This is a genomic window from Sphingopyxis sp. MG (genome assembly GCF_002953155.1).
GTDB lineage: Bacteria > Pseudomonadota > Alphaproteobacteria > Sphingomonadales > Sphingomonadaceae > Sphingopyxis > Sphingopyxis granuli.
Map to the genome: position 1 here is coordinate 1,284,917 of NZ_CP026381.1, position 12,724 is coordinate 1,297,640.

At 67.5% G+C, this 12,724-nt stretch carries 10 protein-coding genes; 5 read left to right on the top strand and 5 right to left on the bottom strand.

Features of this window, described 5'->3' with window-relative positions; genetic code table 11:
- Window positions 1–24: 24 nt before the first annotated feature.
- The 3 genes from C3E99_RS05890 to C3E99_RS05900 form a co-directional block, all read right to left on the bottom strand.
- Window positions 25–483, bottom strand: coding sequence for a MarR family winged helix-turn-helix transcriptional regulator (locus C3E99_RS05890; RefSeq protein ID WP_158682148.1), 459 nt, complete (start codon window positions 481–483; stop codon window positions 25–27).
- Window positions 484–745: 262 nt separating this feature from the next.
- Entirely contained in the window at window positions 746–1,216 is a 471-nt protein-coding gene (locus tag C3E99_RS05895; protein WP_067109625.1) for a DUF3237 domain-containing protein, read from the bottom strand.
- A gap of 76 nt (window positions 1,217–1,292) precedes the next feature.
- Window positions 1,293–3,473: a TonB-dependent receptor gene (locus C3E99_RS05900; protein WP_076075741.1), complete on the bottom strand. Its 2,181-nt coding sequence runs from the start codon at window positions 3,471–3,473 to the stop codon at window positions 1,293–1,295.
- Window positions 3,474–3,613: 140 nt separating this feature from the next.
- Here C3E99_RS05900 and C3E99_RS05905 point away from each other — a divergent pair, with 140 nt between their 5' ends.
- Window positions 3,614–4,993 carry a spinster family MFS transporter gene (locus C3E99_RS05905; RefSeq protein WP_076075738.1) on the top strand — a complete coding sequence of 460 codons (1,380 nt, stop codon included), beginning with the start codon at window positions 3,614–3,616 and terminating at the stop codon, window positions 4,991–4,993.
- A 36-nt stretch (window positions 4,994–5,029) separates the two neighbouring features.
- Here C3E99_RS05905 and ruvX read toward each other — a convergent pair whose 3' ends face one another.
- Complete coding sequence (gene ruvX / locus C3E99_RS05910) at window positions 5,030–5,491, bottom strand: Holliday junction resolvase RuvX (RefSeq protein ID WP_104960328.1); 462 nt, start codon at window positions 5,489–5,491, stop codon at window positions 5,030–5,032.
- Between the two features lie 189 nt (window positions 5,492–5,680).
- Window positions 5,681–6,982 (bottom strand): DUF3089 domain-containing protein, encoded by a 1,302-nt coding sequence (locus C3E99_RS05915; protein ID WP_076075736.1) that lies wholly within the window; start codon window positions 6,980–6,982, stop codon window positions 5,681–5,683.
- Between the two features lie 187 nt (window positions 6,983–7,169).
- Between C3E99_RS05915 and C3E99_RS05920 the strand changes: the two genes are divergently transcribed.
- The 4 genes from C3E99_RS05920 (at window position 7,170) to gatB (ending at window position 12,361) form a co-directional block, all read left to right on the top strand.
- Window positions 7,170–8,927: a DUF4153 domain-containing protein gene (locus C3E99_RS05920; protein ID WP_104959535.1), complete on the top strand. Its 1,758-nt coding sequence runs from the start codon at window positions 7,170–7,172 to the stop codon at window positions 8,925–8,927.
- A 66-nt stretch (window positions 8,928–8,993) separates the two neighbouring features.
- Window positions 8,994–9,296, top strand: a complete 303-nt coding sequence (gene gatC, locus C3E99_RS05925) for an Asp-tRNA(Asn)/Glu-tRNA(Gln) amidotransferase subunit GatC (protein WP_067109613.1) — start codon at window positions 8,994–8,996, stop codon at window positions 9,294–9,296.
- 115 nt (window positions 9,297–9,411) lie between these two features.
- Window positions 9,412–10,893, top strand: a complete 1,482-nt coding sequence (gene gatA, locus C3E99_RS05930) for an Asp-tRNA(Asn)/Glu-tRNA(Gln) amidotransferase subunit GatA (RefSeq protein ID WP_104960329.1) — start codon at window positions 9,412–9,414, stop codon at window positions 10,891–10,893.
- Between the two features lies 1 nt (window position 10,894).
- Window positions 10,895–12,361, top strand: coding sequence for an Asp-tRNA(Asn)/Glu-tRNA(Gln) amidotransferase subunit GatB (gene gatB / locus C3E99_RS05935; protein ID WP_104959536.1), 1,467 nt, complete (start codon window positions 10,895–10,897; stop codon window positions 12,359–12,361).
- The last annotated feature ends 363 nt before the right edge of the window (window positions 12,362–12,724 follow it).

Sequence of the window (12,724 nt, forward strand, 5' to 3'; positions counted from 1 at the left end):
CTGACAAAGTCAATAGTATACTAACTATTTTCTTTCGGGCGCGCTCAAATCGGGAATGGGACCCCAGTCCGCCGAGATCGCGTCGTCGAGGGCGTCGAGGCGATCCTTCCCCAGGCGGGCGCCCAGATGCTGGTGCAAGGCGTTCATCACCGCTTCGGCGGCGTGCCGGAGCGGCGATGAATCGGGATGGAAGCTGATCTTGTGCGCGCGCCTGTCCTGCGGGTCGGGCCGGACCACCAGGATATTCTGTTCGACCAGCGTCGCGATCATCTCGCTCATCGACTGGCGCGTGATCCCCAGGTTGGCGGCGAGGCGGGCGGGGCGCGATTCGCCCATGGCGATGTTCGCGAACAGCATCGACTGGGTCCGCGTCGGGGTCGGCCAGCCGTCGCGGCGCAGGTTCGACTGGAGCGCCTCGTCATACCAATAGACCGCCCGCAACAGGTGGATCATCGTCATCGGGTGATGGGATGCTTGCGTCATGGGCGGGCCCGTTTCCTGCGTCCTGTTGCTCATCGGGGGCGGCGATGGACCAGATGCACGGCGTTGCCAACCCCGATCCCGCGCCGCGCCGGCCGGGATCGGGCGGGCATATATGGACTTCAGACATGCAAGGGCCCGTTCCCGGGCGAAAGCCGGGGTCCAGATGCCATGGTGCCGCGCGGCATGGGCCCCGGCGTTCGCCGGGGAACGGTTGGCTGGCGAAAAGGGGCCGTGACCGATCGGGCGATCGATCCCGCCCGCGCTACAGCAGTTCGAACACGTCGTAACGGACCGCGCCGCCGACGCTGGCGCCAAGGCCGACCGCGACGATGTCGTTCAGCCAGCGATAGCGCTCGTCGCCCGTTTCGAACATCGGCGTGGTGCGAAAATAGACTTCGGCCTTGTCTTCGGGAGTCTTCGGGCCGCCGTTCCGCGCATGCTTGTGCGCGGCCGAAAGCGGCCGCAGCACGCCGCGATAGGAGACGTAGATCAGGGCGCCGTCATGCGTTTCCATCGTAATGCGGGCGTCGAGCCGCAGCGTGTCGTTGTCGTCGATCGTCGCCCAGTCGCCGCCGCTCGGCATCACCCGGCCGCGCAGTCGCTCGCCTTCGACCTCGCCGCCGGTCAGCGCCGCGATCATCCGGCGTCCGAAATGCGCCTTGCCGATCATCTGCTGGGGTTCGGTGAAAGCGGCGCGATAGGAACAGAGGTAGCGGAAGCGGGGTTCGTCCATCGGTCATCCTTTCGGAAAAGAAGCGGGAAGCGAAAAAGGGGGAGGGCGGCTCCGTCGGGCGGAGCCGCCCGCCGCGTCAGAAGCTGAACGCGACCGTCGCCCCATAGGTGCGCGGCGGCGCATAGGGGGTCAGAAGCTGGCGATAGGCGGAGAACCAGGTGACATAGGTCGGCGTCAGCTCGTTCGTCAGATTCTTGCCCCACAGCGACAGCTCCCAGCCATCGTCGGGGTTCGACAGCGACAGGCGCGCGTCGACATTCTCGTGCGCGGGCCAAAGCTGCTGCGGAATGTTCGACGCCTCGAAATAGGCGTCGTCGACCCAGCTGTAATCGACCCGCAGCTTTGCCGTCAGGTCGCCGATCGGGCGCTCGAACTGGCCGCCGATGTTGAATTTGTTGCGCGGCGAGCGCGGCAGCTGGTTGCCCGTATAGTCGGTGCCGGGGATCGCATATTCGATGAACTTGGTATCGAGCCACGAATAGCTGCCGTCGATCTGGAGCCCGTCGACCGGGCGCACGACGGCTTCGACCTCGATCCCCTTGATCCGCGCCTTGGCGGCATTGCTGACGACAACGCAGCAAAGCGGGACGAGCTGCGAAATCTGCAGGTCCGAATAATCGGTCCGGAAGGCCGCGACGTTCAGGCGCAGCCGGCGGTCGAGCCAGTCGGTCTTGGCGCCGATTTCATAGCCCCAGGCGAATTCGGGGTCGTAGGGGGTGGAGGCGCCCGCCGCGGTGCCCGACAGCCCCTGGAACCCGCCGCTCTTGTAGCCGCGCGCGACCGAGGCATAGAGCAGGACGTCGTCGGTCGCCTTCCAGTTGAGCGCGAACCGGGGCGTGAAGGCCTTCCAGCTCTTCTTGCCCGTGACGTCGTAGCCGTCGAGCGACCCGAGCGGCGGCGGCAGGCCCGGGCCGTCGTCGGCCTTGTATCCCGCGAAGCGGCCGCTCTTGCGCTCCCACGTCATGCGCGCGCCGACCGTCGCGGTCAGCGCCGGGACGATCTCGACGTCGACCTGGCCGAAGATCGCGAAGCTGCGCGCGTTGACCGACTGCGGATAGATGCCGGTCCCCGATCCTTCGGGGGTCGGGAAATCCTGAATCTGCCCTTCGATGCGGTCGTTGTTCTCCTTGAGGAAATAGACGCCGGTCTGGCCTTTCAGGCGGCCGTCCCACGCGTCGAAGGCCAGGCGCAGTTCCTGGCTGAACTGGCTGTTGTTCTCCTCGCCGAAACTGGTCGATTCGATCTGCGCCGGCGGGTTGATGGGGTTGCTGAAGAAGGGCGTGACGAAGTTGAACTTGACCTTGCGCAGCGCGGTGAGCGAGGTCAGCGTCCCGAACGGCAGGTCGATGTTGACCTCGCCCGAATAGGTCTGGATCGTCCGCTTGATCTCGCCGTCGATATAGGCGTTCACGACGCGCGGGTCGGGATTGATGCCGACGCAGTGGATGCCGTCCTGAAAGCTGCTGTCGCAATTGTTGTGGCGCGGATTGCCCTTCTGGTCCTGGTGCGAGATGTCGGCGCGCAGGATGATGTCGAGCGTGTCGTTCGGGACGAAGCGCAGCGCCGCGCGGCCCGTCGTCAGGTTCAGGTCGTTGACGCGGTGGCCCGTCGTCTCGTTATATTCGAAGCCGTCGCGCTGCTTGTGCGAAACGCCGGCCGAAAAATAGATGGTGTCGGTCAGCGCCATGTTGCCGCGGGCGGTCACGCCGATGCGGTCGTAATTGCCGTAGGTGCCCTCGAAATGAAAGCTTTCCTCGTCGGTCGGCTTGCGGCTGACGAACTGGACGAGGCCGCCGATCGCATTCTTGCCGAACAACGTCCCTTGCGGTCCGCGCAGCACCTCGACCCGTTCGAGGTCGAGCGCGTCGAGGTCGGGCGTGCCGCCGCGCCCGGCATAGACGCCGTCGACGAAGACGACCACCGACGGGTCGCCGCCGGCATTCTGGCTGATGCCCGGCGCGCTGCCGATGCCGCGCATCGAAAAGTTGGTGTTGACCGGGTCGACCGCGCTGATCGCCAGGCCGGGGGTGCGGATCGCGATGTCCTGCACCGTCTCGATGCTGTTGTCGCGGAGCTGGTCGGCGCCGAAGGCGGTGACCGAAACGGGCACGTCCTGCAGCCGCTGTTCCTGGCGCTGCGCGGTGACGATGATGTCGTCGCTGTCGCGCGGCGCGCTGTCCTGCGCCGCGGCGGGCACGGCTATCGCCGCGGTGCCCGCGAGCAGCAGCGTGCTTATCCTGATTTCCGTTCTAGCCATCTCTCATCTCCCGACCCGCCGGCCCGCGGTTCATATCCGCTTGACTCAGCCTTATTTTTACTTAGCGTTCTAAGTAATATTTCATATATAACAGCATGATCGAGCGCGCAAGGGCGCGCCGTGCGCGAAGGGACGGGATGATGGCGAACGACGGCGCAACGACTCGATCGCGGCAGGAACCATCGCCCGACGCGGGCGCCGAATCCCCGCAATGGCCGCGTCCGGTCTATGGCTGGTACGTCGTCGGCGTCCTCCTGCTCGCCTATACATTGTCCTTCGTCGACCGGATGATCCTGAGCCTGCTCGTCGCGCCGATCCGCGCCGCGCTCGACATCTCGGATACCGAGGTCAGCCTGCTGATCGGGCTGGCCTTCGCGCTTTTCTACACGCTGCTGGGCCTGCCGCTGGCGTGGATCGCCGACCGCTGGAACCGCCGCAACCTGATCCTCGTCGGCGTCGCGCTGTGGAGCGTGATGACCGCGGGCTGCGGCTTCGCGGGAAGCTATGCCACGCTGTTCCTCGCGCGCATGGGCGTCGGGGTGGGAGAGGCGGCGCTGTCCCCCGCCGCCTATTCGATGCTCAGCGACACCTTTCCGCGCGACCGCCTGGCGCGCGCGCTGGCGGTCTATTCGATCGGGGTGCCGCTCGGCTCGGGCGTGGCGATGATCCTCGGCGCCTTCGTCGTCCAGGCCGTGCTCGCCGCGCCGATGGTCGATCTGCCGTTCGTCGGCCCGGTCGAGGCGTGGCGGACGATCTTCCTCTGGGTCGCGGCGCCGGGATTGCTGGTCTGCCTGCTGCTCCTCACGGTGCGCGAACCGCTGCGCCAGGGACGCCGGCAGGCCGCCGCCCACGCCGACGAGCCGCCGGCGCCCGGCTTTCTCGCCCACCTCGTCCGCCAGCGCGCGGCGCTCGGCGCGCTGTTCGTCGGCATGGCGCTGATCGGGCTCGTCATGTACGGCGTGATCGCCTGGGTTCCGACCTTCTTCTTCCGCACCTATGGCATGGAGGTGTCGCGGGCCGGGCTGTGGTTCGGCGTCATCATGGCGATCGGCGGCGCGGCGGGGCTGGTGCTCGGCGGCACGCTGGCCGACCGGATGTTCGGCAAGGGCGTCGCCGACGCGCATCTGCGCGTGATGCGGCTGTCGATCCTGCTGGGCGGCCCGCCGCTGCTCGCCGCGGCGCTGATGCCCGATGCGGTGCTGGCGTTCGCGATGCTGGCGCTCGCCTTTCCGATGCTGACGATGCACGGCGTCGGAACGGTGGCGTTGCAGCTCATCACCCCGAACGAATATCGCGCCCGCGTGACCGCGCTCTATTTCTTCATCGTCAACCTGACCGGGCTGGGTTTCGGTCCGATGCTGATGGCGCTGCTCACCGACCATCTGTTCGGCGACGATGCGGCGCTGCGCTATTCGATAGCGCTGGTGACCGGCGTCGCCATGCCGCTGGCGGCGATCATCCTGACCGTGGGTTTTCGCGCCTTTGCCCGCGAATTGGCGAAGATGTCGGACGGCGCCTGATCCCGTCCACGGCGATCCGCCGATCGGGTCAGGCGCTCACGCCCGCACCAGCGCGTCGATCGCGCCTTGCAGGATGAAGGCGGCGGCGGCGCTGTCGATGCGCTCGGCGCGTTTCGCGCGGCTGACGTCGGCGGCGATCATCGCGCGCTCGACCGCCGCGGTCGACCAGCGTTCGTCCCACAGCAGCACGGGCAGGCCCAGCGGCGCGAGGTTGCGCGCGAAGGCGCGCACCGACTGGGTGCGCGGACTGTCGCTGCCGTCCATGTTGAGCGGCAGCCCGACGACGAGGCCGACGACCGACTGGGCGGCGACGAGCCCGCGCAGGGCATCGAGATCGGCGGCGAACTTGCCGCGGCGGATCGTCCGGTCGGGGGTCGCGAAGCTCCACCCCGCGTCGCACAGCGCGACCCCGATCGTCTTCGTCCCGACATCGAGCCCGGCGAGGCGCCCGCCGTCGGGAAGCGCGGCGGCAAAATCGGGGGCGAGGGTGGAAATCATCGATCGGTCCTTATCGCCGGATTCCGTCATGCTGAACTTGATTCGGCATCCATTCGGCGCCTCGCCCGAAATGGGGCGCCGAATAGCCCCCGATCGAGGACCCGTTCCCCGGCGAAAGCCGGGGTCCACGCGGAGCGGCGCGATGCCGTCTGGACCCGGGCTTTCGCCGGGGAACGGGAAGATTGCCGATCAAGTGCGGGGTGACGAGGGAGCGGATGCGGGTGTTGCGGCAGCCGCTGGCGCCACGGCAGGCGGAACCGGCGAAGGCTTCCCCTCGAACGCCGCGAGCCGGCGCAGCACGTCGGCGCGGACGTTCGCCCAGAACAGGGTGATGTCGTAGACGTGATAATTGTTGCCCGGCAGCACATAGCCCGGAACGACATAATCCTTCACGACGTCGGCCTGCCCGATCATCAGGAAGCCGCGCGCATCGTCGCACGTCGCGCCGACCTTGCCGGGGATCAGGCGCCCCTCGGTGAACTTCGCCTCGGGTTTCAGCGTGCCCAGATTGGCCTCTGCCGGCGCATCGGTGTCCGGAATCCCGGTGATCGGATTGGTGCACAGCATCCGCGTTTCGGCGCGCGGGCGGCCGTCGAAGCCGATGGTGCCGTCATAGGCTTCGGTCACCATCGCCGGATCGGCGGGCTCGGCGAAGCTCGCCCACGACAGGATGCAGCCCTTCTGGTCGGGGGTCGTGCAGGCCGGAAGGCCGAGCGCGGGCAGGTCGGTTTCGACCGAGATCGGCCAGCCGACGATATAGGCGGCGACGACGCGCTTCGCGAGCGGGGTGCCGGCGACGCGGTTCTTCAGCAGCGTTTCGAGGTGCAGCGCGCCCTGGCTGTGCCCTGCGAGGATGATCGGCCGGTTTTTCGGGATCGCGGCCAGAAAGGCGTCGAACGCCTGCTCGACATCGCGATAGGCGGCGTCGATCGCCTTGCCCGCGGTGACGCGGTCGGTGGCGAGGAAAGCCCCCAGCGTCGCCTGGCGATAGCGCGGCGCCCACACCTCGCCCGCGTCGGAAAAGGCGCTCGCCATGCCGCGCACGAACAGGTTGGCGCGGTGGTCGGCGTCGCGGTCGGAGAGCGGGGCGTTCCAGCTCGACTTGCTGTAATAGCTTGTCGGATGGACGAAGAAGATCTCCGCGTCGCCTCGAACAGCGGCGGCGGATGCGGCGGACGGCGCGGCGGCGCGGGCGGGCGGCACGATCTGGCCGCGCGCCTGCGCCTCGTCGTCGCCGGAGGCTTCGCCCCCCGACGCATCGTCGGCAAGGTCGGGGCGCCATTTCGACGGATCGTCCTCCATCCCCGGCCGCGCGAACCACATCTCGGGATCGTCATAGGCGTTGGGCGCGGCAACGACCTGCGGCTTGAATTCGGCGCTGGGGACGAACGCGACCCGCGCGACCCAGCCGGGGAAAAGCTGATAGACGACGCCGGCGGCAAGGATCAGCAGGATGATCGCGGCGATCAGATAGAGGAATTTGCGGGCCAAATGCGGGCTCCATGGGAGAGAAGAGGCGAACATCCTTACCCGTTCGTGTCGAGCGAAGTCGAGACACCCATCGGTTTGGCGCTGCCCCGATGGGCATCTCGACTTCGCTCGATGCGAACGGGAAAAGAAAATCCCGTCGACGGGCGCCATGCTATCTGGCTTGCGCGCGTACCCGAAACAAGCCCAGATGTCGCGCATGACCGATGCGCCCGCCCGCCCGTCCGCCTCCGAGTCGCACCGTCTGGACGGCAGCGATCCGCCGTGGCCGCTGCGGCCGTGGATCATGGCGGCGGTCTGCTCGGTCGCGGGGCTCGCCTTTCACCTGCTCGTCGACCATTTGTACGAGGACCCGCTCGCCGCCTGGCGCAGCGCGCTCGCCGCCGCGGTCGCGGTGGGGACGATCACCTTCGTTCTGGGGGTCGAGCTTCGCCGCTGGCACTGGGCGCTGGGCTTCGCGCTGCTGTGGGGCGCGGTGATGGGGCTGATCGTCTGGCAGTCGGCGGGCTACAATATCCACGGATCGCCGGTCGAATGGCCGTTCTGGTCGGGGATGCTCGCGGTGCTCGTCGCGACGCCCCTGTTCCAGACGCGGCGCGACGTCGCGCCCGATGCCCGCTTCTGGCGGCTGTGGCGGATGCCCTACGACCGGCTGCACGGCCATGCGTGGACCGACGCCGTGATCGGCGCGGCCGGCCTTGCCTTCGTCGGCGTCACCTTCCTGCTCGTCGTGCTGATCGGACAGATGTTCAAGCTGATCGGGATCGACGTCATCGAACGGCTGCTCAATGACGAATGGTTCGGCTGGATGCTCGCGGGGGCGGCCTTCGGCGGCGCGGTGGGGCTGTTGCGCGAGCGCGACCGGCTGGTCGCGACGCTCCAGCGGCTGGTGATGATCGTGCTCGCGGTGCTGGCGCCGGTGCTCGCGGTCGCGCTGGTCCTCTTCCTCGTCTCTCTGCTCGGAACCGGATTGCAGAAGCTGTGGGATTCGGGCTTTTCGACCGCCGCGCTGATGATGGCGGCGGCGGCTTTCGCGGTGCTGCTCGCCAATGCGGTGATCGGCGACGGGCGCGAGGACCGCGCGACCAATCCGCTGCTGCGCTGGGCCGCGCCGGTGCTGGCGGTCGCGGTGCTGCCGCTCGCGGGCATCGCCTGTTATTCGATGGGTCTGCGCATCGGCCAATATGGCTGGACCCCCGAACGCCTGTGGGGCGTGATCGCGGCGGCGGTCGCGCTCGCCTATGGCGTCGCCGGGGTGTGGGCGGTGGTCCGCGGACGGCGCGATTTCGACGACTGGCTGCGCCCCTTGCAGCAGAAGCTCGCGATCGGATTGATGCTGCTCGCGCTGTTTCTGGCGCTGCCGATCCTCGATTTCGGGGCGATTTCGGCGCGCGACCAGCTGGCGCGGCTGAACAGCGGCGCGACCCCGGCGGCAAAGTTCGACTGGGCGGCGATGGCGTTCGATTTCGGCCCGGCGGGGCGGAACGCGCTGCGCGACATGACCCGGTCGCCGCAGAAGGCGCGTGCCGACGCCGCAAGGGCCGCGCTCGCGGCAAAGAATCGCTGGGACCTCGCCGGGCCGCGTGGGCCGACGCTGCTGAAACCCTTCACGGAGCGGCTGCGCATCGTCCCGGCGGACCGCGCGCTCCCCGCCGAAGCGCTCGCGCGGATCGAGGCGAGCTATATGTGCGCCCGCGCCAAAGCCTGCGTCGCGATATGGCTTTCCGACGACCGGATCGGCGTGCTGGGGCAGCAGGAAGCGGGCGAGGCGCTGCAATTCGACCATGTGACGCGCAATGCCGAGGGCCAGTGGGTCCAGGGCGACGCGACGAGCCCGCGTCCGGCGCGGCCGGGGCTCGACCTGTCGAAGGCGCGGGTTGAGGTCGAAACGGTTCGCCAGCGGCGCATCACGGTCGACGGCGTGCCCGAAACCGGCCCTTTCGATTAGGCGCCGCTTGATGCGCAGGGGGGAGGGTGCTAGCGGCGCGGCGTCCCCCGCACGAGGCAGGAAGCTATGGCAATCGATCAGGCAACGGTGAAGAAGATCGCGTCGCTGGCGCGCATCGCGATCAGCGATGCGGAGGCCGCCGCGATGGAAGGCGAACTCAACAATATCCTCGGCTGGGTCGAGCAACTCGGCGAGGTCGACGTGAGCGGGGTCGAGCCGATGACGGCGGTGATCCCGAACACGCTGCGGCTGCGCGACGATATCGTCGACGCCGACCCGCTGACCGGCGGCAACCGCCGCGACGACGTGCTGGCGAACGCGCCCGAGCCGCAGCACGGCTTCTTCGGCGTGCCCAAGGTGATCGAGTGATGACTGACGCTATGGTTCCAGCCGTTTGTCCTGAGCTTGTCGAAGGACCGTCCTTCTTCGACGCGGCCGGGAAAGAACGGTGCTTCGACAAGCTCAGCACGAACGGGTTTTGATGATGACTGATTTGACCAATCTCACCGTCGCGCAGATTCGCGACGGCCACCGCGCGGGCGATTTCAGCGCCGTCGAGGTCGCGGAGGCGTTCAACGCCAATGTCGCGGGCGCGAAAGCGCTCAACGCCTTCATCGTCGAGACGCCCGAACAGGCGCTCGGCGCGGCGAAGCAGGCCGATGCCGACCGGGCCGCGGGAACGCTCAAGCCGCTGTCGGGCGTGCCGATCGGCATGAAGGACCTGTTCGCGACCAAAGGCGTCCAGACCACCGCCGCGAGCCACATGCTCGAAGGCTTCGTGCCGCGCTACGAATCGACCGTGTCGCAGAAATTGTGGGACGCGGGCGCGGGGATGCTCGGCAAGCTCAACCTCGACCAGTTCGCGATGGGCTCGTCGAACGAGACGAGCTTTTTCGGCAACGTCATCTCGCCGTGGAAGCGGAACGACGGCGGGAACGCGGCGCTGGCGCCCGGCGGCTCGTCGGGCGGCAGTTCGGCGGCGATCGCGGCGCGGCTCTGCCCCGCGGCGACGGGCACCGACACCGGCGGCTCGATCCGCCAGCCCGCGGCGTTCGTGGGCATTTCGGGGATCAAGCCGACCTACGGCCGCTGCTCGCGCTGGGGCATCGTCGCCTTCGCCAGCTCGCTCGACCAGGCGGGGCCGATGGCGCGCGACGTGCGCGACTGCGCGATCATGCTTCAGAATATGGCGGGCTTCGACCCCAAGGACGCGACCAGCCTCGACCTGCCCGTGCCGAATTGGGAAGCCGCTTTGTCGAGCGATTTCAAGGGCAAGAAAGTCGGTATTCCCAGGGAATATCGACTGGAGGGCATCGATCCCGACATCGATGCGATGTGGGATGCCGGCATCGCGATGCTCAAGGATGCCGGGGCCGAGGTCGTCGAGATCAGCCTGCCGCACACCAAATATGCGCTGCCGGCCTATTATATCATCGCCCCCGCCGAAGCCTCATCGAACCTCGCGCGCTACGACGGGGTGCGCTACGGGCTGCGCGATCTGCCGCAGGGTGCGGGGTTGCAGGACATGTATGCCGCGACGCGCGCCGAAGGCTTCGGGCCGGAGGTCAAGCGCCGCATCATGATCGGCACCTATGTGCTGTCGGCGGGCTTCTACGACGCCTATTACACGCAGGCGCAGAAGGTGCGGACGCTGATTTCGCGCGATTTTTCGGCGGCGTTCGAGACGTGCGACGTGATCCTCGCCCCGACCGCACCGTCGGCGGCGTTCGGGCTCGGCGAAAAGACCGCCGACCCGCTGTCGATGTATCTGAACGACGTGTTCGCCGTGCCGGCCAGCCTCGCGGGGCTGCCCGCGATGTCGGTCCCCGCGGCGCTCAACCGCGAAGGCCTGCCGCTGGGCCTGCAGATCATCGGCAAGGCCTTCGACGAGCAGGGCGTGCTCAACGCCGGGCTGGCGATCGAGGAACGCGCGGGCTTCACCGCTCGCGCCGAGAGGTGGTGGTAAGATGACGGACTATCGCATCAAGGGCGAAACCGGCGAGTGGGAGGTCGTGATCGGCCTCGAGGTCCATGCGCAGGTCACTTCCAACGCCAAGCTCTTCTCGGGCGCCGCGACGGCGTTCGGGGCCGAGCCGAACACGCAGGTGTCGCTGGTCGATGCCGCGATGCCCGGCATGCTGCCGGTGCCGAACCGCGAATGCATCCGGCAGGCGGTGCGCACCGGCATGGCGATCGACGCGCAGATCAACAAATGGTCGCGCTTCGACCGCAAGAATTATTTCTATGCCGACCTGCCGCAGGGCTATCAGATTTCGCAGCTTTATCATCCGCTTGTCGGCGAAGGTTCGCTGACGATCGAGGCGGATGAGAAGGCGGGGATCAAGGAAGCGAAGCGCATCGCGATCGAACGCATCCATGTCGAGCAGGACGCCGGCAAGCTGATGCACGACCAGCATCCGACGATGTCGTTCGTCGACCTCAACCGCTCGGGCGTCGCGCTGATGGAGATCGTGTCGAAGCCCGACATGCGCTCGCCCGCCGAGGCCGGCGCCTATCTGCGCAAGCTGCGCGCGATCCTGCGCTACGTCGGCTCGTGCGACGGCAATATGGAAGAAGGCTCGATGCGCGCCGACGTCAACGTCAGCGTCCGCAAGCCCGGCGAAGCGCTGGGCACGCGCACCGAGACGAAGAACGTCAATTCGGTCCGCTTCGTCATGCAGGCGATCGAATATGAGGCGAAGCGCCAGGTCGAGGTGCTCGAATCGGGCGGCACGGTCGATCAGGAAACGCGCCTGTTCAACCCCGACAGCGGCACGACGCGGACGATGCGGTCGAAGGAGGATGCGCATGATTACCGCTATTTCCCCGACCCCGACCTGCTGCCGCTCGAACTCGACGATGCGTTCCTCGACGAATGCCGGGCGAGCCTGCCCGAACTGCCCGACGCCAAGCGCGCGCGCTACGAGGCGGCGGGGATTTCGGCCTATAACGCCGGCGTGCTGACCGCCGAGGTCGAGAGCGCGCGCTGGTTCGACGCGCTGCTCGACGCGGGCGCGGAGCCGAAGGCGGCCGCCAACTGGATGACCAGCGAGCTGTTCGGCGCGCTCAACCGGCTGGGCAGGGAGATCGCCGATTCGCCGGTCGGCCCGGCGCAGGCGGCGGAACTGCTCGGCCTCGTCGCCGACGGCACCATCTCGGGCAGCATCGCCAAGCAGGTGTTCGAGATCATGCTCGAAACCGGCGACGATGCGGCGAAGATCGTCGAGGACAAGGGCCTTCGGCAGACCAGCGACACCGGCGCGATCGAGGCGGTGATCGCCGAGGTGCTGGCGAAGAACCCGAACCAGCTCGAACAATATCGCGGCGGCAAGGAAGCGCTGTTCGGCTTCTTCGTCGGCCAGACGATGAAGGCGATGCAGGGCAAGGCGAACCCGCAGGTGGTGAACGAACTGCTGAAGAAGGCGCTGGGATAAGCGGCCGCGGCTCCGGCCGCGCCCCGGCTTAGAGCATCGAGCATTAAATCTGAACCGTTTGCCCCCCGCTTTCGCGGGGGCAGGCTCTGAGCTTGTCGAAGCCTGTCCTGAGCGCCTGCAAGGCAGTCGAAGGGGGCCGTTCTTTCTTTCGGCGCCGCAAGAAGAAGGACGGTGCTTCGACAAGCTCAGCACGAACGGCAGAAAGGGTGATGCAGATTTAACGCACGATTCTCTAGAACACCGCTTTCGCCGCATCGCCGTCGTTCGCCCGCGCAGGCGTCGCGATTGTTGATCCGAAAGGCGGCCTGCATCAGGATCGTTGCATTCAGCGCAACATCATGCATCAGCCCTTGGCATTGTCTT

Excerpts from the sequence above, each read along its gene's own strand:
- gatA (WP_104960329.1), top strand. The coding sequence starts at position 9,412 with ATGACTGATTTGACCAATCTCACCGTCGCGCAGATTCGCGACGGCCAC.
- C3E99_RS05920 (WP_104959535.1), top strand. The coding sequence starts at position 7,170 with ATGTCGCGCATGACCGATGCGCCCGCCCGCCCGTCCGCCTCCGAGTCG.
- C3E99_RS05905 (WP_076075738.1), top strand. The coding sequence starts at position 3,614 with ATGGCGAACGACGGCGCAACGACTCGATCGCGGCAGGAACCATCGCCC.
- gatB (WP_104959536.1), top strand. The coding sequence starts at position 10,895 with ATGACGGACTATCGCATCAAGGGCGAAACCGGCGAGTGGGAGGTCGTG.
- C3E99_RS05900 (WP_076075741.1), bottom strand. The coding sequence starts at position 3,473 with ATGGCTAGAACGGAAATCAGGATAAGCACGCTGCTGCTCGCGGGCACC.
- ruvX (WP_104960328.1), bottom strand. The coding sequence starts at position 5,491 with ATGATTTCCACCCTCGCCCCCGATTTTGCCGCCGCGCTTCCCGACGGC.
- C3E99_RS05890 (WP_158682148.1), bottom strand. The coding sequence starts at position 483 with ATGACGCAAGCATCCCATCACCCGATGACGATGATCCACCTGTTGCGG.
- gatC (WP_067109613.1), top strand. The coding sequence starts at position 8,994 with ATGGCAATCGATCAGGCAACGGTGAAGAAGATCGCGTCGCTGGCGCGC.
- C3E99_RS05895 (WP_067109625.1), bottom strand. The coding sequence starts at position 1,216 with ATGGACGAACCCCGCTTCCGCTACCTCTGTTCCTATCGCGCCGCTTTC.